The organism is Streptomyces sp. 130, assembly GCF_007096885.1.
Lineage (GTDB): Bacteria > Actinomycetota > Actinomycetes > Streptomycetales > Streptomycetaceae > Streptomyces.
The window spans coordinates 25,678-49,955 of the sequence record NZ_VJNO01000015.1 but is presented as its reverse complement, the minus strand read 5'-3'; the positions used below and the strand labels follow the sequence as shown (position 1 = coordinate 49,955).

The 24,278-nt window shown below is 71.4% G+C and carries 25 protein-coding genes; 12 read left to right on the top strand and 13 right to left on the bottom strand.

Annotated features, from left to right (window positions below; genetic code table 11):
- Nucleotides 1–66 precede the first annotated feature (66 nt).
- Complete coding sequence (locus tag FKN01_RS15445) at nt 67–576, top strand: ATP-binding protein (protein ID WP_143620708.1); 510 nt, start codon at nt 67–69, stop codon at nt 574–576.
- A 37-nt stretch (nt 577–613) separates the two neighbouring features.
- Here FKN01_RS15445 and FKN01_RS15440 read toward each other — a convergent pair whose 3' ends face one another.
- Entirely contained in the window at nt 614–2,110 is a 1,497-nt protein-coding gene (locus FKN01_RS15440) for a peptide MFS transporter (protein ID WP_143620706.1), read from the bottom strand.
- Nucleotides 2,111–2,535: 425 nt separating this feature from the next.
- Between FKN01_RS15440 and FKN01_RS15435 the strand changes: the two genes are divergently transcribed.
- Nucleotides 2,536–3,213, top strand: a complete 678-nt coding sequence (locus tag FKN01_RS15435; RefSeq protein WP_018104033.1) for a response regulator transcription factor — start codon at nt 2,536–2,538, stop codon at nt 3,211–3,213.
- Nucleotides 3,214–3,272: 59 nt separating this feature from the next.
- On the top strand, nt 3,273–4,538 hold the full coding sequence (locus FKN01_RS15430; protein WP_143620704.1) for an ATP-binding protein: 1,266 nt from the start codon (nt 3,273–3,275) through the stop codon (nt 4,536–4,538).
- Here the strand turns inward: FKN01_RS15430 and FKN01_RS15425 are convergent.
- Nucleotides 4,535–5,056: a GtrA family protein gene (locus FKN01_RS15425; RefSeq protein WP_143620702.1), complete on the bottom strand. Its 522-nt coding sequence runs from the start codon at nt 5,054–5,056 to the stop codon at nt 4,535–4,537. The genes FKN01_RS15430 and FKN01_RS15425 overlap by 4 nt on opposite strands.
- Before the next feature lie 157 nt (nt 5,057–5,213).
- Here FKN01_RS15425 and FKN01_RS15420 point away from each other — a divergent pair, with 157 nt between their 5' ends.
- Genes FKN01_RS15420 through FKN01_RS15410 form a run of 3 tightly spaced genes read left to right on the top strand, consistent with a single transcriptional unit; the run spans nt 5,214 to nt 8,093 of the window.
- Nucleotides 5,214–6,353 carry a 5-(carboxyamino)imidazole ribonucleotide synthase gene (locus FKN01_RS15420; RefSeq protein ID WP_143620701.1) on the top strand — a complete coding sequence of 380 codons (1,140 nt, stop codon included), beginning with the start codon at nt 5,214–5,216 and terminating at the stop codon, nt 6,351–6,353.
- Nucleotides 6,350–6,889, top strand: a complete 540-nt coding sequence (gene purE / locus FKN01_RS15415; protein ID WP_143620699.1) for a 5-(carboxyamino)imidazole ribonucleotide mutase — start codon at nt 6,350–6,352, stop codon at nt 6,887–6,889. Before FKN01_RS15420 ends, purE begins: the two co-directional genes overlap by 4 nt.
- A 7-nt stretch (nt 6,890–6,896) precedes the next feature.
- The gene (locus FKN01_RS15410) at nt 6,897–8,093 is read left to right on the top strand and encodes a dipeptidase (protein ID WP_143620697.1); all 1,197 of its coding nucleotides are present in this window, start codon (nt 6,897–6,899) and stop codon (nt 8,091–8,093) included.
- 80 nt (nt 8,094–8,173) lie between these two features.
- On the opposite strand, the gene FKN01_RS15405 is transcribed toward FKN01_RS15410, so the two are convergent.
- Nucleotides 8,174–9,517, bottom strand: coding sequence for a UDP-glucose/GDP-mannose dehydrogenase family protein (locus tag FKN01_RS15405; RefSeq protein ID WP_143620695.1), 1,344 nt, complete (start codon nt 9,515–9,517; stop codon nt 8,174–8,176).
- 188 nt (nt 9,518–9,705) lie between these two features.
- Between FKN01_RS15405 and FKN01_RS15400 the strand changes: the two genes are divergently transcribed.
- Nucleotides 9,706–10,863 (top strand): acyl-CoA dehydrogenase family protein, encoded by a 1,158-nt coding sequence (locus tag FKN01_RS15400; protein WP_073968504.1) that lies wholly within the window; start codon nt 9,706–9,708, stop codon nt 10,861–10,863.
- 233 nt (nt 10,864–11,096) lie between these two features.
- Entirely contained in the window at nt 11,097–12,731 is a 1,635-nt protein-coding gene (locus FKN01_RS15395) for a serine/threonine-protein kinase (protein WP_143620693.1), read from the top strand.
- A gap of 6 nt (nt 12,732–12,737) precedes the next feature.
- Here FKN01_RS15395 and FKN01_RS15390 read toward each other — a convergent pair whose 3' ends face one another.
- From FKN01_RS15390 to FKN01_RS15355, 8 genes are all read right to left on the bottom strand, one after another.
- Nucleotides 12,738–13,409: a DNA alkylation repair protein gene (locus FKN01_RS15390; protein ID WP_143620691.1), complete on the bottom strand. Its 672-nt coding sequence runs from the start codon at nt 13,407–13,409 to the stop codon at nt 12,738–12,740.
- Nucleotides 13,406–13,669, bottom strand: a complete 264-nt coding sequence (locus FKN01_RS15385; protein ID WP_260696896.1) for a hypothetical protein — start codon at nt 13,667–13,669, stop codon at nt 13,406–13,408. The genes FKN01_RS15390 and FKN01_RS15385 overlap by 4 nt, the downstream gene beginning before the upstream one ends.
- Before the next feature lie 118 nt (nt 13,670–13,787).
- Nucleotides 13,788–14,216: a hypothetical protein gene (locus tag FKN01_RS15380; protein ID WP_143620688.1), complete on the bottom strand. Its 429-nt coding sequence runs from the start codon at nt 14,214–14,216 to the stop codon at nt 13,788–13,790.
- 17 nt (nt 14,217–14,233) lie between these two features.
- Nucleotides 14,234–14,674: a hypothetical protein gene (locus FKN01_RS15375; RefSeq protein WP_260696895.1), complete on the bottom strand. Its 441-nt coding sequence runs from the start codon at nt 14,672–14,674 to the stop codon at nt 14,234–14,236.
- A 61-nt stretch (nt 14,675–14,735) separates the two neighbouring features.
- Nucleotides 14,736–15,566: a helix-turn-helix transcriptional regulator gene (locus tag FKN01_RS15370; protein ID WP_260696904.1), complete on the bottom strand. Its 831-nt coding sequence runs from the start codon at nt 15,564–15,566 to the stop codon at nt 14,736–14,738.
- A complete protein-coding gene (locus tag FKN01_RS15365; protein ID WP_143620684.1) occupies nt 15,563–16,090 on the bottom strand; it encodes a DUF6879 family protein in 528 nt (175 codons plus the stop codon). The genes FKN01_RS15370 and FKN01_RS15365 overlap by 4 nt, the downstream gene beginning before the upstream one ends.
- A complete protein-coding gene (locus tag FKN01_RS33190) occupies nt 16,074–16,265 on the bottom strand; it encodes a hypothetical protein (protein ID WP_143620683.1) in 192 nt (63 codons plus the stop codon). Before FKN01_RS33190 ends, FKN01_RS15365 begins: the two co-directional genes overlap by 17 nt.
- A 77-nt stretch (nt 16,266–16,342) precedes the next feature.
- Nucleotides 16,343–17,239, bottom strand: coding sequence for a helix-turn-helix domain-containing protein (locus FKN01_RS15355; protein WP_143620681.1), 897 nt, complete (start codon nt 17,237–17,239; stop codon nt 16,343–16,345).
- Nucleotides 17,240–17,697: 458 nt separating this feature from the next.
- On the opposite strand from FKN01_RS15355, the gene FKN01_RS15350 reads away from it, so the two are divergent.
- Together FKN01_RS15350 and FKN01_RS15345 are read left to right on the top strand one after the other, a co-directional pair.
- Entirely contained in the window at nt 17,698–18,189 is a 492-nt protein-coding gene (locus FKN01_RS15350) for a hypothetical protein (protein ID WP_143620679.1), read from the top strand.
- Entirely contained in the window at nt 18,186–18,992 is an 807-nt protein-coding gene (locus FKN01_RS15345; RefSeq protein WP_143620677.1) for a class I SAM-dependent methyltransferase, read from the top strand. The genes FKN01_RS15350 and FKN01_RS15345 overlap by 4 nt, the downstream gene beginning before the upstream one ends.
- Nucleotides 18,993–19,465: 473 nt before the next feature.
- Here FKN01_RS15345 and FKN01_RS15335 read toward each other — a convergent pair whose 3' ends face one another.
- Nucleotides 19,466–20,764, bottom strand: a complete 1,299-nt coding sequence (locus FKN01_RS15335; RefSeq protein WP_143620675.1) for an LCP family protein — start codon at nt 20,762–20,764, stop codon at nt 19,466–19,468.
- A gap of 119 nt (nt 20,765–20,883) precedes the next feature.
- On the opposite strand from FKN01_RS15335, the gene FKN01_RS15330 reads away from it, so the two are divergent.
- Nucleotides 20,884–21,432, top strand: coding sequence for an acyl-CoA thioesterase (locus tag FKN01_RS15330; protein WP_143620673.1), 549 nt, complete (start codon nt 20,884–20,886; stop codon nt 21,430–21,432).
- Nucleotides 21,433–21,544: 112 nt separating this feature from the next.
- Here the strand turns inward: FKN01_RS15330 and FKN01_RS15325 are convergent, their stop codons facing one another.
- Nucleotides 21,545–22,906, bottom strand: a complete 1,362-nt coding sequence (locus FKN01_RS15325) for an LCP family protein (protein ID WP_143620671.1) — start codon at nt 22,904–22,906, stop codon at nt 21,545–21,547.
- Nucleotides 22,907–23,189: 283 nt separating this feature from the next.
- Here FKN01_RS15325 and FKN01_RS15320 point away from each other — a divergent pair, with 283 nt between their 5' ends.
- A complete protein-coding gene (locus FKN01_RS15320; protein WP_143620669.1) occupies nt 23,190–24,221 on the top strand; it encodes a glycosyltransferase family 2 protein in 1,032 nt (343 codons plus the stop codon).
- Nucleotides 24,222–24,278: the final 57 nt, after the last annotated feature.

Here is a 24,278-nt window from a genome sequence, read left to right as displayed (position 1 = left end):
TCGTATCTGTTCAATGGTTCGTGTCCGTCCAAGGGCGACATGGTGAATCGGTGAGGTGAAGCGCTGATGAGCACCACCCGGCAGCATCCGCCGGGCGACCTCGGCCGCGAGCCGGAGGGCGCGGGCGTTTCCTCCGCCGAGCCCGTCCGGCCGCCCGAGGCCGCCGAGCGGCAGTGGCGCACGCTGTCGTTGCGGGAGGCCACCGGCATCGTGCCGACGGCCCGTGATTTCGCCCGCCAGGCGCTCCACGACTGGGGCTGGCTCCCCGCGGCCGGCGCCGACCGCCGTGCCGCCGCGGAGGACGTCCTGCTGGTCGTCTCCGAGCTGGTCACCAACGCGTGCCTGCACGCGGGCGGCCCCGACGAGATCCGGATCGCCCGCAGCGCCAAGGCGCTCCGCGTGGAGGTCGCCGACGGCGGCGCGGGCCAGCCCGCGCCGCGTACGCCGCACCGGGCCGGGCGCCCGGGCGGCCACGGCATGTTCATCGTGCAGCGGCTCTGCCTGGACTGGGGGGTCGTACGGGTGCCGGGCGAGCCCGGCAAGACCGTGTGGGCGGAGCTGGCCGCCCCGGCGTAACGGCACACCAGCACGGCGTACGGAAGGGGCCGCCGGATCAGCGCACGTCGCCCATGTGCTGGGAGACCTTCTTGCGGTACATCCAGATGCCCACACCGGCGATGACCGCGAGGACCGCCTCGACGGCGACCGCCCCGGTGGTGTTGAGATCGACGTTGAGCTGCGGGGACGTGAGGAGGCCGGCCACGGAGTCACCGGCGGTGACGGCGAGGAACCAGACGCCCATCATCTGCGAGCTGTACTTCGCCGGGGCCATCTTCGTGGTGACGGACAGGCCGACCGGGGAGAGGCACAGCTCCGCCACCGTCTGGATGAAGTAGATCGCGACGAGCCACATCGGGCTGACCCTGCCGCCGTTCGCAGCGGTGTCGAGCAGCGGGATGAGGAAGACGACGAAGGAGATCCCGATCAGGATGAGGCTGGATGCGAACTTGACCGCGGTGCTCGGCTCCTTGCCGCGCTTGTTCAGCCACAGCCACAGCGAAGCGGCCACGGGAGCCAGCGCCATGATGAAGATCGCGTTCAGGGACTGGTACCAGGACGTCGGGAACCCGAACCCGAGCAGGCTGTTCGTCGTGGAGTTCTCGCCGAAGATCGACAGGGTCGAGCCGTTCTGGTCGTAGATCATCCAGAAGACGGCGGCGACCACGAAGAACCAGATGTAGCCCGAGACCTTGGACTGCTCGGTGGCCGTCAGCTCCTTGTCGCGCTTCATGCGGGCGAGGACGGCGATCGGGATGATCAGGCCGGCGATCGTGATCGGCAGCAGAGCCCAGTCGGCGAAGTTGCCGGTGACACCGAGCAGGCTGTAGAAGACGACCGCGACGACGAGCCAGACCAGGCCCTTGCGCAGGACGGAGCGCCTCTCCGGCTCCGTCGCCGGCGTGGTGACGACGTCGCTCTCCGGGCTGAGGTGGCGCGAGCCGAGCAGGAACTGGGCGAGCCCCAGCGCCATGCCCACGGCGGCGAGCGCGAAGCCGAGGTGCCAGTTCACGTTCTCGCCGACCGTACCGATGGTCAACGGGGCCAGGAAGGCTCCCAGGTTGATGCCGATGTAGAAGAGCGTGAAGCCGCCGTCGCGGCGCGGGTCCTGCGGTCCGTCGTAGAGGTGGCCGACCATCGTGGAGATGTTCGCCTTCAGCAGCCCGGAGCCGAGCGCCACGAGCGCCAGGCCCGCGAAGAAGGTCGCCGAGTTGGGTACGGCGAGCGTGATGTGGCCGAGGATGACGACGGCGCCGCCGACGGCGACCGTCTTGCGCGGCCCCCAGAAGCGGTCGGCCATCCAGCCGCCGGGCATGGCGAGCAGGTACACCATCGCCATGTAGACCGAGTAGATCGCCGTCGCAGTGGTCACACTCATGTGCAGGCCGCCGGGCGCGATCAGGTACAGCGGGAGCAGCGCCTTCATGCCGTAGAAGCTGTAACGCTCCCACATCTCGGCCATGAAGAGCGTGGCCAGGCCCCGGGGGTGGCCGAAGAAGGTCTTCTCGCCACCAGCGGTGCTCGACGAGTCCTTCGTCAGGCTGGACGCCATGATCGATCCTTGTGTGCTCGGGACGCGGCGCCTCGACGAAGCGGGTACGCGCCCGGTGGGGGGAGGCCGGCACCGCCGCGGGCACGCCCTTCCGCGACGGGATCCACACCCGGAGCGCCCTCATCGGCGGTCCGGGCCCGGCCCACAGGTCATTCACTGAGAATTCCGGGCCGGCGGGTACCGGCCCCGCACACAAAAGAGACCCTCGGTGCTCAGAGCTGCCCAAGGGTCCTTGAGTAGTGCAATAGGCGTTGAAACACCATACGACACGACAGAGCCCGATATGAAAGGACTTGAGAGATGGATCACAGGTCCAGGTGCAACCACGCTCCCATATTCGAAGGTCCTACCGGTAACGGCGCCCAGTCCCGCAGGGCTCTTGGATCACCTCCCGAGCTGTCCTCCTCGCGGACTACCATCAGTGCATGACCCGTGTACTGCTCGCCGAGGACGACGCATCCATCTCGGAGCCGCTGGCCCGCGCCCTGCGGCGGGAGGGTTACGAGGTCGAGGTGCGGGAAGACGGACCGACCGCGCTCGACGCCGGCCTCCAGGGCGGCATCGACCTGGTCGTGCTCGACCTGGGGCTGCCCGGGATGGACGGCCTGGAAGTCGCCCGCCGGCTGCGTGCCGAGGGTCACACCGTGCCGGTCCTGGTCCTGACCGCCCGCGCGGACGAGGTGGACACGGTCGTCGGGCTCGACGCGGGCGCCGACGACTACGTCACCAAGCCCTTCCGCCTCGCCGAGCTCCTCGCCCGGGTCCGGGCCCTGCTGCGGCGCGGCGCCACCGAGCCCGCCCCCCAGCCCGCCACGCACGGCGTCCGCATCGACGTCGAATCGCACCGGGCCTGGATGGGCGAGGAGGAGCTGCAGCTCACCGCGAAGGAGTTCGACCTCCTGCGGGTCCTCGTCCGGGACGCGGGCCGGGTCGTCACCCGCGACCAGCTGATGCGCGAGGTCTGGGACACCACGTGGTGGTCGTCCACCAAGACGCTCGACATGCACATCTCCTGGCTCCGCAAGAAGCTCGGCGACGACGCGGCGAACCCGCGCTACATCGCCACGGTCCGGGGCGTCGGATTCCGCTTCGAGAAGAGCTGAAGGACACGCGCCGGGGCGCACAGCCCTCCGCCCGAGCCGACTGACGTACAGAAGCAGGCATGCGCCGACGACTGATCAACTCGACCCTCGCCGTCGTGCTCGTGGTGATCGCCGTCTTCGGCGTGTCCCTCGTCCTCGTCGAGACCCGCACCATCAGCAGCAGCGCCCAGGAGAGCGTCGACTCCGAGGCGCTGCGGCTGATCAGCGTCATCGAGAGCCGGCTCCTGGGCTCCGAGCGGATCAACCCCGAGGTGCTGGACGAGCAGATCGACGACAGGCGCTACGCCCTCGTCAAGATGCCCGGCCGCGCCCCCATCGAGGTCGGCGAGCGCCCCCGCGGCAGTGTGATCACCGCCACGGAGACGGGTGAGCACGGTGAGACGGTCACCGTCGAGGAGTCCCGCTCCGCCGTCACCCGCGAGGTCGGCCGCACGCTGATGATCATCGGCGCGGTGGCGCTGCTGGCCATCGTCTCCGCCGTCCTCCTCGCCGTACGCCAGGCCAACAAGCTCGCCTCGCCGCTCACCGACCTCGCGGAGACCGCGGAACGCCTGGGCTCCGGCGACCCCCGTCCGCGCCACAAGCGGTACGGGGTGCCCGAGCTGGACCGCGTCGCCGACGTCCTGGACGCCTCCGCCGAGCGGATCGCCCGGATGCTCACCGCCGAACGCCGGCTCGCCGCGGACGCCTCCCACCAGCTGCGTACGCCGCTCACGGCCCTGTCCATGCGGATCGAGGAGATCTCGCTGACCGACGACCCGGAGACCGTCAAGGAGGAGGCGCACATCGCCCTCGCCCAGGTCGAACGGCTCACGGACGTGGTGGAGCGGCTGCTGACCAACGCCCGGGACCCCCGGACCGGCTCGGCGGTCGTCTTCGACCTGGACGAGGTCGTCAAGCAGCAGATCGAGGAGTGGCGGCCGGCCTACCGGGGCGAGGGGCGCGCCATCGTCTGCTCCGGCAAGCACGGGCTGAGCGCCGTCGGCACCCCGGGCGCGGTCGCCCAGGTCCTGGCCGCGCTGATCGAGAACTCCCTGATGCACGGCGGCGGTACGGTCGCGCTGCGCACGAGGGTCACCGGCAACCAGGCGGTCATCGAGGTCACGGACGAGGGCCCCGGCGTCCCGGCGGACCTGGGCGCCCGGATCTTCGAGCGGACCATCAGCGGCCGCAACTCCACGGGCATCGGCCTCGCGGTCGCCCGCGACCTCGCCGAGGCGGACGGCGGGCGCCTGGAACTCCTCCAGCAGCAGCCCCCGGTCTTCGCCCTCTTCCTGAGCCGCACGGGCCAGGACCGGACGGAACCGGAACGCCCGGTGCGCTAGCGTCGCGCGGGATCGGGCTCGACCCGTACGGCCGGCGCCGGCACGGTCACGAGGGCCCCTTTGCCGGGGGCCGCCTCCGCGGGGGCGGGCAGCGCCTTGAAGACCCACGTCCGGTACGACCAGAAGCGGAACAGCGTCGCGACGCCGATCCCGACGATCTTGAAGACGTTGCTCTGGACCGGGGTGTCCCAGCCGAAGCCGTACGTCGCCACGTACAGCACGCCCGTCTCGATCACCGCGCCCGCCGCGCTGAACAGCAGGAACAGGGTCAGCTCACGCGTGCGGCCGGTCTTGTCGCGGTCGCGGTAGGTCCAGTGGCGGAAGCCCACGTAGTTGCAGAGGATCGCGACGAACGTGGCGAGCAGCCCGGCCCGCACGGTGGGGATATCGGTGTAGCGCCACAGCAGGTTCGACACGGCGATGTTCACGACGAGGCCGACCGCGCCGACCACGCCGAACTTGGCGATCTCCCGGGCCAGCAGCTCCAGCCGGGCCCGCAGTGCGCCTCGCTCGCTCATGTGATCGCTCGTCCGTCCGTAGGTCCCGCTCCATGTTCCGTCAACCCGGCCATGCTAACCAGGACACCCGCCGGACGCCTGTGCGTACGGGGGACGGGTGTGGCGGGCCCGGCCCCCGCCCACGGGCGTGGGCAGGCGGTGCGGATACCCTGGGAGCGTGACGTTCCCGGTAGTCGGCATGGTCGGTGGCGGTCAGCTCGCCCGTATGACCCACGAGGCGGGCATCCCCCTCGGCATCAAGTTCAAGCTCCTCAGCGACACCGCTCAGGACTCCGCGGCGCAGGTGGCGGGCGAGGTCGTCGTCGGCGACTACCGCGACCTGGAGACGCTGAGGGCCTTCGCGCGCGGCTGTGACGTGATCACCTTCGATCACGAGCACGTGCCCACCGAGCACCTGCGGGCCCTGGAGGCGGACGGCATCCCCGTGCGCCCCGGCCCCGACGCCCTGGTGCACGCCCAGGACAAGGGGGTGATGCGCGCGAAGCTCACCGAGATCGGCGCGCCCTGCCCCCGCCACCGCATCGTGAAGGACCCGGCCGACGTCGTGGCCTTCGCCGAGGAGGGCACGGGCTTCCCGGTCGTCCTCAAGACCGTGCGCGGCGGCTACGACGGCAAGGGCGTCTGGGTGGTCCGCTCCGAGGCGGACGCGGCCGAGCCGTTCCGGGCCGGTGTCCCGGTCCTCGCGGAGGAGAAGGTCGACTTCGTACGGGAGCTGGCGGCCAACATCGTCCGCTCGCCGCACGGCCAGGCCGTCGCCTACCCGGTCGTCGAGTCCGTCCAGGTCGACGGCGTCTGCGACACGGTCATCGCCCCGGCCCCCGAGCTGGACGAGGCGCTGGCGGGCGAGGCCCAGCAGCTCGCCCTGCGCATCGCCTCCGAGCTGGGCGTCGTCGGACACCTCGCGGTCGAGCTCTTCGAGACCGGCGACGGCCGCATCCTGGTCAACGAGCTGGCCATGCGCCCGCACAACTCCGGCCACTGGACCATGGACGGCGCGATCACCTCGCAGTTCGCCAACCACGTCCGCGCGGTCCTCGACCTCCCCCTCGGCGACCCGCGCCCCCGCGCCCCCTGGACGGTCATGTGCAACGTCCTGGGCGGCGACTTCCCGGACATGTACCAGGGCTACCTGCACTGCATGGCGCGCGACCCGCAGCTCAAGATCCACATGTACGGCAAGGACGTGAAGCCCGGCCGCAAGGTCGGACACGTCAACACCTACGGCGACGACCTGGCGGACGTGCGCGAGCGCGCCCGGCACGCGGCCGACTACCTGCGAGGAACGATCACCGAATGACCTCCCCCGCCTCCGCCGCCCCGGTCGTCGGCATCGTCATGGGCTCGGACTCCGACTGGCCCGTCATGGAAGCGGCGGCCAAGGCCCTGGACGAGTTCGGCATCCCGTACGAGGTCGACGTCGTCTCCGCCCACCGCATGCCCCGCGAGATGATCGCCTACGGCGAGAACGCGGCGGGCCGCGGCCTCAGGGCGATCATCGCGGGGGCGGGCGGCGCCGCCCACCTGCCCGGCATGCTCGCCTCGGTCACCCCGCTGCCGGTCATCGGCGTACCGGTCCCGCTGAAGTACCTGGACGGCATGGACAGCCTGATGTCCATCGTCCAGATGCCCGCCGGCATCCCCGTCGCCACGGTCTCCATCGCCGGCGCGCGCAACGCCGGACTGCTGGCCGTCCGCGTCCTGGCCGCCGTCGACCCCGGGCTCCAGGGCCGGATGACAAAGTTCCTGGGGGACCTGAACGACCAGGCCACCGAGAAGGGCAAGCGGCTGCGCCAGAAGGCGGCGGGCGCGGAGTCCTTCGGCTTCGGGAAGTAGGCACACCATGACGGACCGACTGGACCGGGCACGGGAGCTCCTCGCCGAGTACCCCGTCGTCGACGGCCACAACGACCTCCCGTGGGCGCTGCGCGAGCAGGTCGGCTACGACCTGGCCGTACGCGACATCGCCACCGACCAGTCGGCCCACCTGCACACCGACATCCCCCGGCTGCGCGCCGGGGGCGTCGGCGCCCAGTTCTGGTCCGTCTACGTGCGCTCCGACCTCGCGGGCGACGCCGCCGTCAGCGCGACCCTGGAACAGATCGACGCCGTCGCCGAACTGCTCGACCGCTACCCGGGCGACCTCCGGCGCGCGCTGACCGCCGACGACATGGAGGCCGCCCGCGCCGAGGGCCGGATCGCCTCCCTGATGGGTGCCGAGGGCGGCCACTCCATCGCCAACTCGCTGGGCACCCTGCGCGGCCTGCACGCCCTGGGCGTCCGCTACATGACGCTCACCCACAACGACAACATCGCCTGGGCGGACTCCGCGACCGACGAGCCGGGAGTGGGCGGCCTCTCGCCGTTCGGCCACGAAGTCGTCCGCGAGATGAACCGCACCGGCATGCTGGTCGACCTCTCGCACGTCGCGGCGACGACCATGCGGGACGCGCTCGCCACCTCCGTCGCGCCGGTGATGTTCTCGCACTCCTCCGCGCGCGCCGTCTGCGACCACCCGCGCAACATCCCCGACGACGTCCTCGCCCAGCTCCCGGCCAACGGCGGCATCGCCATGGCCACCTTCGTACCGAAGTTCGTCCTGCCCGAGGCCGTCGCCTGGACGCGGGCGGCCGACGAGAACCTGCGCGCGCACGGGCTGCACCACCTGGACACCACCGAGCGCGCGATGAAGCTGCACGCGGCGTTCGAGGCGGCCAACCCCCGCCCGGTCGCGACCGCGGCCACCATCGCCGACCACCTCGACCACATGCGCGAGGTCGCGGGCGTCGACCACATCGGCATCGGCGGCGACTACGACGGCACCGCCTTCCTCCCGGAGGGCCTGGAGAGCGTCGCCGGCTACCCGAACCTGATCGCGGAGCTGCTGCGCCGGGGCTGGTCCGCCGCCGACCTGGCCAAGCTCACCTGGCAGAACGCCGTACGGGTGCTGCGCGCCGCCGAGGACGTGGCGCGGGACCTGCGCACCCGGCGCGGCCCGTCGCACGCCACGATCGAGCAGCTGGACGCCCCGGCGGCCTGAGCCACCGGGGCGCGTTCGTCCCGAGCCGCGCCACCCGCGCGCGCCGGGCCGGGCAGGCCGCCCGCGTGCGCCGGGCCGGGTCAGGCCGTCGGGCGGCCCATCGCGCGGAAGGTCCAGCCGGCCTCGCGCCACGCGGCGGGGTCGAGGGCGTTGCGCCCGTCGAGGATGATCCGGTGGCCCGCGACCGCGCCCAGCGCCTCCGCGTCCAGCTCGCGGAACTCGCGCCACTCCGTCAGGTGCAGCACGACGTCCGCGCCGCGCACCGCGTCGAGCGCGCTCTCCGCGTAACCGAGGGTGGGGAAGACGCGGCGGGCGTTCTCCATGCCCTTCGGGTCGAAGACGGTGACCTGTCCGCCCTGGAGGTGGATCTGGCCGGCCACGTTGAGCGCGGGCGAGTCGCGTACGTCGTCCGAGTCCGGCTTGAACGTGGCGCCCAGCACGGCGACCCGCTTGCCGAGGAAGGAGCCGCCGCCCACGGCCTCGCGGGCCAGCTCGACCATGTGGCCCCGGCGGCGCATGTTGATCGAGTCGACCTCGCGGAGGAACGTCAGCGCCTGGTCGGCGCCCAGCTCACCGGCGCGGGCCATGAAGGCGCGGATGTCCTTGGGCAGGCAGCCGCCGCCGAAGCCGATGCCGGCCCGCAGGAACTTCTTCCCGATGCGCTCGTCGTGGCCGATGGCCTCGGCCAGCTTCGCGACGTCGCCGTCGGCGGCCTCGCACACCTCGGCCATGGCGTTGATGAACGAGATCTTGGTGGCCAGGAAGGAGTTGGCGGCCGTCTTCACCAGTTCGGCGGTCGGGTAGTCCGTCACGACGAACGGGGAGCCCTCCGCGACCGGGCCGGCGTACACCTCGCGCAGCACCTTCTCGGCCCGTTCGCTCGTCACGCCGACGACGATCCGGTCCGGGTGGAGCGTGTCGTCCACCGCGAAGCCCTCGCGCAGGAACTCCGGGTTCCAGGCGAGCTCCGCGTCGGCGCCCGCGGGGGCCAGCTCCGCGAGGCGGGCGGCGAGGCGGGCGGCGGAGCCGACGGGCACGGTGGACTTGCCGACGACGAGGACGGGGCGGGTCAGGAGCGGGGCGAGCGAGTCGAAGGCGCTCTCGACGTACGTCATGTCGCAGGCGTACTCGCCGTGCTTCTGGGGAGTGTTGGTGCAGACGAAGTGCACGTCGCCGAAGTCGGCGACCTCTTCCCAGGAGGTGGTGAACCGGAGCCGCCCGGTGGAGCCCTCGATGCCCGCGACGTGTCGCTGGAGCATCTCCTCGAGGCCCGGCTCGTACATCGGGACCCGTCCGGCGGACAGCATCTCGATCTTCTCGGGCACGACGTCGAGGCCCAGGACCTCGAAGCCGAGCTCCGCCATGGCCGCGGCGTGCGTGGCGCCCAGATAGCCGGTGCCGATCACGGTGATCCTGAGGGCCATGAAGTGCTCCTGTGAGACGCGGGCAGAAAATGCGTGCGGTGACGCGGTGAACGAGCATAGTCCCGCCCGTGAAACCTCCCATTTCCGGCTGTCGCGCAGCTCACGGCCCGAGCGCGTATGCCGGGGGTGGGTGGAACACCTAAAATTGGGTTACTTAACGGTAGTTAGCACCCTGGGGAGTGAGCGTCTTGGCGGGTTCGACCGATTTCGACCTGTACCGTCCGGCTGAGGAGCACGAGATGCTCCGTGAGACGGTGCGTGCGCTCGCCGAGGCGAAGATCGCCCCGTTCGCGGCCGCGGTCGACGAGGAGGCCCGCTTCCCGCAGGAGGCGCTGGACGCCCTCACCGCCGCCGATCTGCACGCGGTCCACGTACCGGAGGAGTACGGCGGCGCCGGCGCCGACGCGCTCGCCACGGTCATCGTGATCGAGGAGGTGGCCCGCGCCTGCGTGTCCTCCTCCCTGATCCCGGCCGTGAACAAGCTCGGCTCGCTCCCGGTCGTCCTGTCCGGCTCCGAGGCGCTGAAGAAGAAGTACCTGGGCCCGCTGGCCAAGGGCGACGGCATGTTCTCGTACTGCCTCTCCGAGCCGGACGCGGGCTCCGACGCCGCCGGCATGAAGACCCGCGCCGTGCGCGACGGCGACTTCTGGGTCCTCAACGGTGTGAAGCGCTGGATCACCAACGCGGGCGTCTCCGAGTACTACACGGTCATGGCCGTCACGGACCCGGAGAAGCGCTCCAAGGGCATCTCGGCCTTCGTCGTGGAGAAGTCCGACGAGGGCGTCTCCTTCGGGGCCCCCGAGAAGAAGCTCGGCATCAAGGGCTCCCCGACCCGGGAGGTCTACTTCGACAACGTCCGCATCCCCGCCGACCGCATGATCGGCGAGGAGGGCACCGGCTTCGCCACCGCCATGAAGACCTTGGACCACACCCGCATCACCATCGCGGCCCAGGCCCTCGGCGTCGCCCAGGGCGCGCTGGACTACGCCAAGGGCTACGTCCAGGAGCGCAAGCAGTTCGGCAAGCCGATCGCGGACTTCCAGGGCGTGCAGTTCATGCTCGCCGACATGGCCATGAAGCTGGAGGCCGCCCGCCAGCTCACGTACTCGGCCGCCGCCAAGTCCGAGCGCGTCGACGCCGACCTCACGTTCTTCGGCGCCGCCGCCAAGTGCTTCGCCTCGGACGTCGCGATGGAGATCACCACGGACGCGGTCCAGCTCCTCGGCGGCTACGGCTACACGCGGGACTACCCGGTGGAGCGGATGATGCGCGACGCGAAGATCACGCAGATCTACGAGGGCACGAACCAGGTCCAGCGCATCGTGATGGCGCGCAACCTGCCGTAGCAGAACTCGCACGGGCCAATGGCCCTTCCGGGCGGTCCGGGAGCCCTGAACGGCTCCCGGACCGCCCGAGCCCGTTCCGGGCTGTTCCCGGCCGTCGTGCCGGGGAACCCTGGGCCGGGAACTGTCCCGGCCGCGATGCCGGGGGCCGTCGTGTGCGTGCGTTGATCAACGCCCCCGAAGCCGTTGTTAGGCTGCGGGCGTTGGCCGGTGCATCACAGTGGGGGAGCGGGCCGATGGACGTGACGGATGTCTTCGAGCCACTTCAGACGACCGATCCGGCCGAGGTCGCGGGCTACCGGCTCGCCGCCCGGCTCGGCGCGGGCGGCATGGGCCGGGTCTACCTCTCGCACACCGAGGACGGCCGGGCCGTGGCGATCAAGGTCGTACGTCCGGAGCTGGCGGACGACCCGGCGTTCAGGAAGCGGTTCGGCCGGGAGGTCCGGGCGGCCCGGCGGGTGCGCGGCGCGTACACGGCCGAGCTGGTCGACGCCGACGCCGAGGCCCCGACGCCCTGGCTGGCCACGCTGTACGTGCCCGGCCCGTCCCTCACCCAGGCCGTGGCCCGGCGGGGCCCCCTGCCGGTGTCCGCGGTGCTGTGGCTGATGGCCGGGATGGCCGAGGCGCTCCGGGCCATCCACGCCGAGGGCATCGTGCACCGGGACCTGAAGCCGTCCAATGTGCTGCTGGCCGCCGACGGGCCGCGCGTGATCGACTTCGGCATCGCCCTGGCCACCGACGCGTCCTCGTACACCACGACGGGGCACCCGATCGGCACCCCCTCGTACATGGCCCCGGAGCAGGCGTCCGGGGAGGGGGCCACGGCGGCGAGCGACGTCTTCGCCCTGGCCCAGACCGCGGCGTACGCGGCGCTGGGCAAGCCGCTCTACGGTGACGGCCCGGGCGTCTACGTGCTGTACCGGATCATCCACTCCGAGCCCGACCTGACCCTGCTGCCCGAGCCCCTGCGCCCGCTCCTCGCCCGCTGCCTGGCCGCCGACCCGGCCGAGCGGCCCGCCCCGGCGGGGATCGCGAAGTGGTGCCGGCAGCGGCTGGGCGCGGAGGCCGAGGCGGACGGGGCGCCCGCCGCGTGGCGGGAGATCGGCGGCCCGGAGGTCGCGGTCCCGTCCCCGGTCTCGGCTCCGGTTCCGGTCCCGGTGGCCCATTCCACCCTGGTGCGGACGAACCCCTGGGCCGCGCCTGAGCCCCGGCCCGTGGACCCGGCCGAGCGAAGGGCGCGCAGGAGGCGCGTCGCGCTGGTGTCGGGCGTCGGCGTGGTGAGCGCGCTGCTGGCCCTCGGTCTGGCCTGGCAGGCGATGGGGTCCATGGGCGGGGGAGAACACCGGAACGAAGCCGGTGCGCCGGCGTCGGTGTCCGCCACCCCGCCCGCTGGGGCGGGGAGGACCACGCCGGAGCCCGCGGGTTCCTCGGCGGCGGGCCGGGCCGCCGACGCGCTGACCGTTCCGAGCGTGTCACCCTCGCCCCGGGAGCCGCAGGCGGAGCCGCACCCCCAGGTCATGGTGGACGCGAAGCACTCGGTGAACCTCGCGGAGCCGGACAAGGAACTGGACGGCCGCACGGGCGACATCCGCTTCAGCTGCGAGTCGGTCGGCTGCGAACTCAAGAGCGACACGAGCGTCTTCATGGCGATGCCCGGCAAGCCGGGCGCCACGCTCGACGAGTGCCGCCTGTTTCTCAACCACACCAAGAGTCACAACCTGCCGCTGGCCACCTCGGCCAACGGAAGCGAGATCTGCGTCAAGAACGCCTCGGGAGACATCGCGCTGTACGTGATCGCGACGAAGTCGACCGCGCTGCCGGAGCTGGCCTTCGTCACGGGAGACCTGACGGTCTGGCGCAACGCGGCCTAGCGTGGCTCAGGCCCCGCCCTTGCGCCGCACCATCTCGCCGATCCACACCGGCGCGTACGGCGACGTGCAGCCCCGGGGCGTCGGATAGTCCTTCAGCACGCCCAGCCGCTCACCGATCGCGAGGGCACGGGCGCGGTGCTCCGGGTGCTCGATGCCGATCTGGGCGAGGCAGGTGTTCATGGCCCACTGGAGGCGGTCGGGGGCGTCGCGCATCTCCGCCTCGATGACGTCGAGCAGCCCGCCCAGGTCGAGCCCGTCGGGCTTCTTCACGACCCGGTCGGCGGTGAGCGCCCACCCGGCGCTCGCGACGACCGGATCGGCGTCCGCGGTCCAGGCGAGACGCAGCTCCTCCGCGTACGGGCTCTTCTTCACCACGTACCCCACGAGCCAGTCGTGCACCTTCGGCGCCCGCGCCTCGCGCAGCATGCGGTCCAGCTCGTCCCGCGGGTACGCCTTCGGCCGGCAGACCAGCAGCGCCACGAGCCGCGCGGCGGTGTCGTCCGTCTCCCACAGCTCGACGGCCAGCTCCTGCCGCTTCCCCAGCCGCTTGGCGAGGGCGCGCAGTTTGGTGAGGTTGACCCCGTGGTCGTCCCCGTGCCGCGCGTTGACGGCGCGGGCCTTGGGGTCGTCGAGCGCGGCGAGCTCGGTGAGGACGTCGGTGGCGGTCGGATCGGTCACGGGGCGCGGAACACTTCCTCGGCGGAGGCGGCCGTCGCGGCGCGCTGGAGCCACTGGTGCAGGAGCTGGGGGTCGGTGCAGGTGGTGATCTTGTCGCGGTCCGCGTCGGTGAGGGCGATGCCACGTACACCGAGAAGCAGGAGGAGACCTTCGGCCCGGCCTTCCGCCCGGCCTTCCGCCCGGCCTTCCGCCCGGCCTTCCGCCCGGCCCTCGTCCCGGATCTCCTCCGACATGGCGGACTTGTAGAAAGAGGTGTCCACGGCCACCAGGTTCCTCCACTGTTGTGCGACCGGACGACTGCCCAGGCCCTGTGCGGTGAGTATGGCAGCGATGCCGGCATGGTCGGCGCGGGCCAGGACCTGGGCGCGGAAGTCGCCGTCAGGCGGGGTAGAGCGTGTGCCGTTCCGCGATCTGGTCGGGGGTGAGTCCGTCGACGGACAGGTTTCCCGTCCAGAGGTGGTCACGATTGGCGTACGTCGACTCGAACCGAACGCGCTTGCCGCCAGGTTGCAATTTCCACCCGCGTTCACGCAATTGTGCGATGCGGCCGCTGCCGCACACGAACGCCCGCGTGGCTTGCGCCAGTACCCACTGGGCAAGTTCTGTTTCGCCCGCACTGGGCCGTCCGCAGTGGCGGGCCATCTGCCACAGGCGGCCCCACTCGACCCCGGGCGTCAGGGGGCCGACAACGGCAATGTCCCCGAGCCGCCGTTCGTCGCGGTGGTGGGTGGCGTACCCGAAGACCACGCCGAACATGACGTACACGGTCACTCGGCTGCTGCCGGTGAGCGCGCCGCCGGAGGCCACGGGCGGCGCGCCTTCGCTCAGCAACCGTCGCCGTCGCCGCAGCAGGCCGGAGCGTTGCATTCCTTCGCCACGCCCCACATCCGCTCGTCCACGTAGAAGCCGGCTGCCCTGACTCGCTCCACCACGGAGCCGATCAGCGGGCGTGTGCGGACGGCGGCCCCGGGTTCGTGGTCCAGGAAGTAGCCGAACTGCTCCTGGCACCAGGCGGCGTAGGCGCGCGTATGGAGCGCGAACGAGTGCCAGCCCGGGTCAACGATCCGGGACGGCGACATGTCGAACGCTCGGGTATCGCCCATGACCTTGAGAAAGGCGAGGGCCTGGTCCACGACATTTCGTGCCGTGCACATCTCGTGGCCGTACTCCGTGGCGCAGAACTCGGACACCTTCTCGAACAGTTCGGGATCGAGGAGGTCCCGTCCGCGTCGCAGGGCGACAGGGGATTTGACCGTGGTTGCCATGGTGCACCCTTCGTCACTTCGGGATTCGTCACCTCATCGTGACTGGGTGCGGGGCCGATTCCTAGGTGGTTTCCTGTTCGCGCAAAAGTTCGTCCCGGAGGTGCCCGATCAGCGCTCTCATTTCCTCACCGGAACAAGCGGACGCGCTGAATCCTTCGAACTTGGAAACGTATAGGGCGATGTCCCTGGGATCAGTAACCACCATTTCTGCGTGGACTGTCTCGATGGTGACAATGCGGTCATCCTTGATCGAGAACGAGTGCCCCGGAAAATCGCGTTGCGGGGCCGATGACCTGATGACTCTGATGTCCACGTTGGGTAGCCGGGACGCTGAAATCAGCCGATCGAGCTGCCCGACGAGCACCAGGGGTGGAACGATCCGCCATCGGAGAACCGACTCCGTGATGACGAAACGGAATGTCTTTCCTTCTGAGTACAGGACACTCTGCCGCGCCAGTCTTGCGCCGATCGTTCGTTCCAACTGTGCTTCGCTCAAGTGTCGTCGAGCGAAGACTGCCCGCACGTACTCAGGTGTCTGGAGCAGGCCGGGGACCAGAGAAGGCTGGAACAGGCGCAGCAGCGTGGTCTGTGATTCGAGGGCCTGCACCTGCTGCTGCTTGCGGCTGTAGCCCAGCCGTCGAATCAGCCGCCATGCTGTGGCTTCCGTCGCTGCTTCTCTGGCTGCGACCATGTACTCGGCCTTCACTTCATCCGATACGCCTATCGCGGTGAGGATGCAGTCGACGTCGGTGACGCTCGGAGCCGTGTTCGCATTCTCGATCTTCGACAGCTTGGACCGGGACATGGCAGCGCCACGGGCAACTGCTTTGGCTTCGAGTCCGGAAGCCTCGCGCAGTTCCCGCAGCGCAGGTCCGAGGCTGTGTTTGTTCACTCGCCGTACTTCGCCCACCATTCGGTGAAGGGGATGGCGTGCTCCATCGCCTTGTCCCTGAACGTCAGGTATGCCGACAGCTGGTCCTCTCCGAGGAATTCGGAGCCGGTGTACCGGCCGTCCCGTGTGTAGCGCATCTTCCCGACGGCTCGCTCGTCGAACATCCAGAAGTCCGGTGCATCCGCGATGGGGTTGCCCTGTGTGGTGGTGTCCAGGATGTACAACTCCTCACCGGCAGCCATGTTGCGGCGGTATCCCCAGGACAGCTCGAAACGTAGATAGTCCGTCAGTGGGCGAGCGAGGATGTGTACGCGATAGATGCGCTTTCCTGACCGAACTGCGTCTCCGACCGTGGTGATCCAGCCGGATTTCTTGTAGCTCTCCGGCTGCGGCTCTCCCGCCAGAAAAGCTTGGTAAGCCTCCACTCCGCCTGATTTGCTGTAATCGTCCAGAGTCTCAAGCCGGAACGCTTCCCGTTCGAAGCCTTCGAGCCACTCTCCAAGGGACTTAGATGAGGTTGTCACGCACGGCCTTTCGGATGAGCTCGACGGGGACTTCCACCAGTGTCTCGTGAGCGGGAATATCCAGTCCGTGGTCGGCTAAACGGCCTCCTTGGACGGCGAGTGTCCCCCGGTCCGTCATGTAGATCGCAGGGCACTCGCCCTCGTCGCACTGGCCAACCAGTCGTGTCAGCTTCACGGAGTCTCCTTACGGACGAGTGCGGCGATCCGATGCTTGCTGTCGCGTTGCTCGGGAGCAAGAGGGTGGAGTTTCCGTTACTGGAAACCGCCCGTCCGGCAGTCGCGGCAGGCTCCCGGTTCCGGGGCGCGGAAGGCGCGGTTGCAGTCGTCGCAGTTCTGGAGGGGGATGACGGCGGGCGTTGCGGCCGGGGCCGGGAGTGGGGGTGGCAGGAGGGCCGTGATCCGGTGGCGGAGGAGGCGCGCCGGGTGGGCGAGGGGCGCCGGGAGGTCTGCGGTGAGGGCCCGGCGGATGGCGTCGGGGTGCGCGCGCTCCAGCCAGGCGGCCACCCCCGGGGCGAGGGCGGCCACGTCCGCCTCGGAGAGCGTCAGCACGGGTGCGTGGCGGCGGAGGTCCGCGAGGAGCAGGGCGGCGGTCTCGTGGAGTGCGGGGGTGCGGGGCCGGGGGAGCGGCTTCAGCACGCGTGCGGCACCGGGTTTCCGCTCGGGGCGTGCTTCGCGGGGCGGGGGCGTCGGGGCGGGGGTGGCGGTGCAGTCGTACGGCGCGGTGGGCGGCGGGTCCGTCTCGCGCGGGGCGTCGCGTGGCACCGGGGCCGGCGGAGCCGTGGCGTACGGCCGGTTGTGCGACTCCGTACGCGTGCGTACGCGGCCGTCCCGCAGGCGGACGCGGATGCGGCGCAGATAGCCCGCCGCCTCCAACTCCCGCAGTGCGGCGGCGATCCGCATCTCGCTCTCCGGGAAGCGCGCGGCGAGCACCTTGACGCCGATCTTCGCGCCCTCGGGCAGCGACTGGATGTGGACGGCGAGACCGATCGCGAGGAGGGAGAGGTCGCCGTGCTGGGCCAGGTGGTTGCCGATGACCGTGAAGCCGGACGTGTGGCGGGAGTTGACGTGGATGACACCGGAGGTCGGTGTGACGCCGCCGGTGGAACCGGGCGGGGCGCACTGGGGCGCGATAGCCTGCTGGGCAGTCATCGGGAAGGTCTCTTCTTCCTCGGTGGTCAGGCCCCGTCCGGGATTCGCTGTCCCGGTCGGGGCCGACTCGTGTCTGTGGTTGGTGCCGCGAGCATATGCCCGACAACCGGCCCCAAATCCAGCTCAGTTGCCATTTGTCACCCGCGCGAGTGATCAGCGTTCGTACCGGGTTCGGGTGGGGTGGGGTTGGGTTCTTTCCCGGGTTCTTTCAAAGCGTTTGGCGTCGTGGCGCACCGGGTCGCGGGGCTCCGTGTCCTGGCGCACCGCGTCGTGGTTTCCCGCGACCCGGTGGCGCTGCATCGGTTCCGCGAAGGCGGTCCGCCCCTCCGGCCGCGGGCCCGCTCCCGTGCTCGTCCTGTACTCCTCCCCGGGGCCCCGGGGAGGGCTGACCGTGGCACGATGACCGGCATCGGCCATCGCTCTCGCGCGATACGCGCGCAGCGGCTGAGGGGAGTGCGGTGGAGGAGGACACGACGCGGCTGGCCCGGCTGTTCGACGCGCTCGGGGCCGAGGACGCCGAGGGGTGGGCCGAGTCCGAGGCCGAGGAGGGGCTGCCGCAGCTGGCCCGGTTCCGGTTCCTGCGGACGGTGTGGCAGGACATCGACGCCTGGAGCACCACCGCGTCCGACTGGGTCGCCGCCTACCGCCGGGCAGGCGCGGCCGGGGGCGCCGTCGAGCGCGCCGTGCGCCTCGGGCTCACCGCCGAGGAACTGGGCGAGATCGCCCGCGAGGTGGCCAGGGAGACCGCGTTCGCCCTGCTCCAGGCGCTGGACGATCCGGAACGGGGCGACGAGCCGGAGGAGGTGGCCGGCCGGCTGCCCGGGTGGGCCCTCGCGGAGCTGTCCGCGCGCGCCGAGCCCACCGGGCGCGTCCTCGGCGCCCTGCACGAGGACCTGAACGAGACGGAACCGCAGACCCCGACCAGCCGTACCGGAGGAGACACCGGATGACCGCGTTCGACGTGATGGAGCGGCGGATATGGGACGGGCAGGCCGATGCCTTCGCCCGCACCGCCGCCCTGCTCTGTGTCCGCACCGTGCCCGCCCTGCTGGACGCGGCCGGCGTCGGCGCCGGTACGCGCCTGCTCGACGTGGGGTGCGGCACCGGGAACGTGACCGTAGCCGCCCTGGCCCGGGGCGCCGCCGTCCGGGCGGTCGACGCCGAGCCGGACATGGTCGCGGCGACCCGGCGGGCGGCGCCCGGGGCCGAGGTGCGCTCCGGGACGCTGCCCCGGCTGCCGTATCCCGACGGGGAGTTCGAGGCGGTCGTCGGCAACTTCGTGCTCAACCACGTCGGCCGCCCCCTGGAGGCGCTGGCCGAGATGCGCCGGGTCACCCGCCCCGGGGGGACCGTCGCCGTCACCGTCTGGCAGCTGCCGGGCACCCCGGGGCAGGCGCTGGTCGGGCGGGCCGCCCAGGCCGCCGGACTCACCCGCCCCGACTGGGTGGCCACGGTGGACGAGGAACGCGACTTCGCGCGCACCCCGGACGGCTTGAGCGCGCTGCTCGCGTCGGCCGGGTTCGCGGACGTACGGAGCGCCACCCACGCCTGGGACCACCGGGTCGATCCGGAGGAGTGGTGGGCCGGGCCCGCCGCGGGGATCGGCGCGATCGGCGGGATGGTGACCGGCGCCGGCCCGGAGGGCGTGGCGGCGGCCAAACGCGAGTACGACGTGCTGTGCCGCGAATTCCTCGCGGACGACGGTCTGCTGACCCTGCCGCACGCGGCGGTGCTCGCTCAGGGCAGGGTGTAGGAGAGGCCCGGCCGCCACGGCGGCGGGTCCGCGACGACGCTCTCCAGCCGGGCGCGCATTCCCGCAGCGTGCGTCCTTGCGGGAGGACCGGGGACGGCTCACCGGCGAATGCGATGCGGGCCGTCTCCACGGCGCGCGCCGGGTCAAGGTCCAGACGGCGTCGAGCCCGGTGCCGCGCCGCCGGTCGCCCGGTTCGGCGGCCCGGCGGCGTCCGGTGGGGGAGAGCCGGCCCGGGCAGCCGTCCGGCGGGGGAGAGCCGGCCCGGGCAGGCGTCCGGCGGGGAGAGCCGGTCCGGGCAGGCGTCCGGCGAGGGAGAGCCGGCGGCAGCCGTCCGGTGTGGCAGAGACGCGGCCCGGCAGCCGTCCCGTGGCGGTACCCGCCTCGTTGCCGGTGGTCGTGGCGTGCGACTCGTACACGATCCGGACGGGCATGGCGGCGCCGCGTAAGGGGAAGAGGCGCGCCCGCGCGCCCCCTCAGTTCTCCGTGACCGTGACCTTCTCGTCGTTCTTCAGCTGCTCCACCAGCTGCTTCACCTTCGCCTTGTCCCAGGCCAGATTGGAGCCCACGTTGCCCGCGATCGGGATGTTCATCGACGTGCCCTCGCCGCCGGTGACGCCCTTCATCGCGAAGAACATCTTGCCGAGCGACCAGAGCGACATGTCCTTGTCCACGATCAGCGTGTCCAGCCCCGCGCCCATCGTCGGGTACAGCTTGAACGGGTTGGCGATCGTGGAGAAGGTCGCCGTCTGGCTCGCCAGGGCCGCGAGGAACTTCTGCTGGTTCTTCGTACGGTCCAGGTCCGAGGTGAAGGCGTGGCGGGTGCGGACGAAAGCCAGGGCCTCCTGGCCGTTCAGGGTCTGCTTGCCGGCCTCGAAGTCGGCCCCCGACCACTTGTCCTTGAACGCCTTCGGGATGTCCAGCTCCACCCCGCCGATCGCGTCCACGACCTTGGCGAAGCCGCCGAAGCCGATCTCGACGTAGTGGTCGATGTGCAGACCGGTGTTGTACTCGACCGTGCGGACCAGCAGCTCGGGCCCGTCCGAGGCGTACGCGGCGTTCAGCTTCGTCGTCCTGCCCGTGGCCGGGTACTTCTTGCCGGACTCGGAGCCGACGAACGACGGGATCTCGACGTTCGAGTCACGCGGCAGCGAGACCAGCGTCGGGCCGTTGTCGCCGGTGTGCAGGATCATCATCGAGTCGGTCCGCTTGCCCTCGGCCGAACCCGTGTGGAGCCGCTTCTTGTCCTCGGACGTCATGCCCTCGCGGCTGTCCGAGCCGACGATCAGGTAGTTCGTCCCCTTGCCCGCCTCCGGCCGCTCGATGACCTTCGACAGGTCCACGGCGCGGTTCAGCTTGGAGTCGGCCCAGAAGTACGTGCCCACGGAGACGCCGAGCAGCGCGACGACCAGGACCAGCGCGCCGATCTTGATCCGGCGGCCCCAGTTGGGCGCGGGTCTGGGGCGGCCCTGCGCCGGGCCCCTGCCACCGCCGGAGCCCGGGCCGTGGCCGCCGCTGCCGGTGCCGTAGACCTGGCCGGTGTTGTACCCGCTGTCGTAACCCTCGTCGTACTGCGGGTAACCACCGTCGTAGCCCGAGGGCTGCTGCGGCACCGGGCGCTGCCTCGGCGGCGCGGGGCGCTGCTGGGGCGGGGCCGGGCGGCGCTGGACGTGCGGCATCGAGCGGGCGCTCTCGGGTCGCTCGCTCGCGCTGCCCTGCCCGTAGCGGTTGCCGCTGCGGTTGTCGTCGGTCCAGCCGTCGGGCCAATCGTTCATACGGACCAGTGTGCAGGCCGGGGCCGTCCCGCTTACAGGGTGCGAGGAAAATCGCACCGGGGCTGTTGCGAAGCTGATGCATTGCGACGGCCTACGGGCCCACGCATAAGGTGGACGGTATGACAGATCAGGCTCCGCGCCCGGAGAGCGACATTCCGGGCAAGCCCACCGCGGCCTCCCGGACCACCCTCAGCCACATCATGACCGGCAGCGACACCAATCTGCTGGGTACGGTGCACGGCGGCGTGATCATGAAACTGGTGGACGACGCGGCCGGCGCCGTGGCCGGCCGGCACTCCGGCGGGCCCGCCGTCACGGCCTCGATGGACGAGATGGTCTTCCTGGAGCCGGTCCGCGTCGGCGACCTCGTGCACGTGCGCGCCCAGGTCAACTGGACCGGGCGGTCCTCCATGGAGGTCGGCGTCCGGGTCATGGCCGAGCGCTGGAACGAGTCGACGCCCGCCACCCAGGTCGGCAGCGCGTACCTGGTGTTCGCTGCGGTCGACGCGGACGGCCGGCCCCGCCCCGTGCCGCCGGTGATCCCGGAGACGGAACGCGACAAGCGGCGCTACCAGGAGGCGCAGATCCGCCGCACCCACCGCCTGGCACGGCGCCGCGCGATCAGGGAGCTCCGCGAGAAGCGGCTGGCCGACGGCATCGAGGACTGAGGTCGCGGGCCTCCGCGAGGGGCGGCTGAAGGCGCGAGGCCGGCCGAGGCGCGCGGGGCTCACCCCCGACCGGTTCCGTCCTCACGTGCCGGACGGGCTGGGGTTCCCCGTCTCACGGGCACACCACCTCGTCCCCCCTCACCGCGCCGAACCTCCCCGGCTCCGGCTCCTCCGCGTGGACCCGCTCGACCGTGTGGTGCTCCGTGCCCGCCGTCACCCGCATCGTCGCCCCCTGTCCCGGCACCGCCCGCAGCTCGGCGCCCGGCAGTGCCGCCGCCAGGGTCTTCGCGGACCGGTCCCAGCGCGGGTCGTACGTGACCAGGGTGCGCTTCAGGTCGTGCTGCGGTGCGGTGAGCGGGGCCCGGGTCGTGTCGAAGCCGGTCGCGTGCAGCGCGGCGTCGACCTCGGAGCCCAGGCCGTCCTTGGCGGTGCCGTTGTAGACCTGGACGCGGATCTGCCGCGGCGGCACGTCCACCTTCTTCGCGGGGTCCTGCTCGGCGGGCCGGGCGGTGGTGAGGGGTTTGTCCTCGCGCAGGGCGGTGAACAGCTGCTTCGACTTGACCGGGTCCCACTTGACCGTGGAGCCGATGCCCTTGACCTGGTACGCGACATCGCCCATCGGCACCGAGGCGAACTCCGACGACGCGGGGGAGAAGCCCCGCATCGCCTGGCCGAGGGCGAGCATCCGCTCCGTGTCGAAGCCCCGGTCGGCCCGTACGGACTTCAGCGTCGTCGAGGCGACCTCGCGGAACTTCACCGGGTTCAGCAGCACCCCGCTGCTCGTCGCCTGCTTGATCAACGACGCCAGGAACTTCTGCTGGCGCTGCATCCGGCCCAGGTCGGCGGCCCCGTCGATGTGCCGGGACCGTACGTACTGGAGCGCCTGGCCGCCGTCGAGCGTGTGGGGCCCGGGCGCGAGGTCCAGGCCGGTGTAGGAGTCCTTCAACGGGCGGGGCGTGCAGATCTTCACACCGCCGAGGGTGTCGACCGTGGTCATGAAGCTGGTGAAGTCGACCTCCAGATAGTGGTCGATCTTGACGCCGGTCATGTGTTCGACGGTACGCACGGTCAGGGCCGGCCCGCCCTCCGCGTACGCCGCGTTCAGCTTCACCGGATGCGCCGCGTGCTCCTTGCCGGTCGTACGGTCCCGATGGGCCGGGACCTCCGCGTAGCTGTCGCGGGGGAGGCTGACGACGCTGGCGCGTTCCTCGTCGGCCGACAGGTGGACCAGCATGATCGTGTCCGTGCAGTGGCAGGGCTCACCGCCCAGCCGGTACTTCCGCTTCTCGTCCTCGCCGATCTTCTCGCGGCCGTCGGTGCCGACCAGCAGCAGATTCAAGCCGCGCCCGCCCGCAGGCCGGTTCTTCATGTCCTTGAACGGGTCGACGCGGTCGATCCCGCTCTCCAGATTCGTCACGACCGCGTGCCCGATCCCGCCCGCCCCGAGCACCAGGACCGAGAGGCCGGTCGCCACCCGCGTGCCCCAGCGCGGCCGTCCGCCCTGCCTTCTCGGCCGCCGGCGCCGCGCGGGCGCGGGGCGGGGCCGGACGGGGCGGGGGGAGCGGTGCGGCGTGGGCACGGGGAGACACCTCCGCGATGCGAGGGGGACCGTTCGCACGGTAGGCCCATATGATCCTCATCCCGGTAGGCCACCCGGCGGCGCGCGCCGCTGTCCCCCGTTCGCGGTAACGTGGCGGCCGAATACCGCCTGGTGGGGTACGAGCCCCCGGCGCCCCCGAGGACCACCCGAGGACCACATGTCTGCCGCGCAGCCTCCCGCCGTCTCCGTGATCATGCCGGTGCTCAACGAGGAGCGCCATCTCCGTAACTCCGTACGCCACATCCTGGAGCAGGAGTACGCGGGCGAGATGGAGGTCGTGATCGCGCTCGGCCCGTCCACGGACCGTACGGACGAGATCGCCGCCGAGCTGGTCGCGGAGGACCCCCGTGTCCACACCGTGCCGAACCCGACCGGCCGCACCCCCGCCGCCCTCAACGCCGCGATCAAGGCGTCGAGCCACCCGATAGTCGTCCGCGTCGACGGCCACGGCATGCTCTCGCCGAACTACATCGCGACCGCCGTCCGGCTCCTGGAGGAGACGGGCGCGCAGAACGTCGGCGGCATCATGCACGCCGAGGGCGAGAACGCCTGGGAGGACGCCGTCGCGGCGGCCATGACCTCGAAGATCGGCGTCGGCAACGCGGCCTTCCACACCGGCGGCCAGGCGGGCCCCGCCGAGACCGTCTACCTGGGCGTCTTCCGCCGCGAGGCGCTGGAGAAGGCAGACGGGTACAACGTCGAGTTCATCCGCGCCCAGGACTGGGAGCTGAACTTCCGCATCCGCGAGTCCGGCGGCCTGATCTGGTTCTCGCCCGAGCTGCGCGTCCAGTACCGCCCCCGCCCCTCCGTCCGGGCGCTCGCCAAGCAGTACAAGGACTACGGCCGCTGGCGCCACGTCGTCGCCCGCTACCACGCCGGGTCCATCAACCTGCGCTACCTGGCGCCCCCGACCGCCGTCGTCGCCATCGCGGCCGGCCTCGTGGTGGGCGCGGCGGTCACCCCGTGGGCGCTGATCGTCCCCGGCGGGTACGTCGCGGCGATCGTCGCGGGCTCCCTCCCGGCGGGCAAGGGCCTGTCGCTGAAGGCCCGCGCGCAGATCCCGGTCGCGCTGGCGACCATGCACATGTCCTGGGGCTACGGCTTCCTGACGAGCCCGCGCTCGCTGGCGAGGAAGGTCATCGCGAGCCGCCGCCCGGCGATCGCCGAGCCGGGCGCGCCGGTGGCCTGACCCGCGCGGACGACGAGAGGGGGCGCCCGGCCGGACCGGGCGCCCCCTCTCGCGTAC

Bases quoted from the DNA above. Each gene is read 5' to 3' on its own strand.
- FKN01_RS15395 (WP_143620693.1), top strand. From the start codon at position 11,097: ATGGACGTGACGGATGTCTTCGAGCCACTTCAGACGACCGATCCGGCC.
- FKN01_RS15405 (WP_143620695.1), bottom strand. From the start codon at position 9,517: ATGGCCCTCAGGATCACCGTGATCGGCACCGGCTATCTGGGCGCCACG.
- FKN01_RS15330 (WP_143620673.1), top strand. From the start codon at position 20,884: ATGACAGATCAGGCTCCGCGCCCGGAGAGCGACATTCCGGGCAAGCCC.
- FKN01_RS15320 (WP_143620669.1), top strand. From the start codon at position 23,190: ATGTCTGCCGCGCAGCCTCCCGCCGTCTCCGTGATCATGCCGGTGCTC.
- FKN01_RS15375 (WP_260696895.1), bottom strand. From the start codon at position 14,674: ATGGCAACCACGGTCAAATCCCCTGTCGCCCTGCGACGCGGACGGGAC.
- FKN01_RS15335 (WP_143620675.1), bottom strand. From the start codon at position 20,764: ATGAACGATTGGCCCGACGGCTGGACCGACGACAACCGCAGCGGCAAC.
- purE (WP_143620699.1), top strand. From the start codon at position 6,350: ATGACCTCCCCCGCCTCCGCCGCCCCGGTCGTCGGCATCGTCATGGGC.
- FKN01_RS15440 (WP_143620706.1), bottom strand. From the start codon at position 2,110: ATGGCGTCCAGCCTGACGAAGGACTCGTCGAGCACCGCTGGTGGCGAG.
- FKN01_RS15445 (WP_143620708.1), top strand. From the start codon at position 67: ATGAGCACCACCCGGCAGCATCCGCCGGGCGACCTCGGCCGCGAGCCG.
- FKN01_RS15425 (WP_143620702.1), bottom strand. From the start codon at position 5,056: ATGAGCGAGCGAGGCGCACTGCGGGCCCGGCTGGAGCTGCTGGCCCGG.
- FKN01_RS15355 (WP_143620681.1), bottom strand. From the start codon at position 17,239: ATGACTGCCCAGCAGGCTATCGCGCCCCAGTGCGCCCCGCCCGGTTCC.
- FKN01_RS15345 (WP_143620677.1), top strand. From the start codon at position 18,186: ATGACCGCGTTCGACGTGATGGAGCGGCGGATATGGGACGGGCAGGCC.
- FKN01_RS15410 (WP_143620697.1), top strand. From the start codon at position 6,897: ATGACGGACCGACTGGACCGGGCACGGGAGCTCCTCGCCGAGTACCCC.
- FKN01_RS15430 (WP_143620704.1), top strand. From the start codon at position 3,273: ATGCGCCGACGACTGATCAACTCGACCCTCGCCGTCGTGCTCGTGGTG.
- FKN01_RS15435 (WP_018104033.1), top strand. From the start codon at position 2,536: ATGACCCGTGTACTGCTCGCCGAGGACGACGCATCCATCTCGGAGCCG.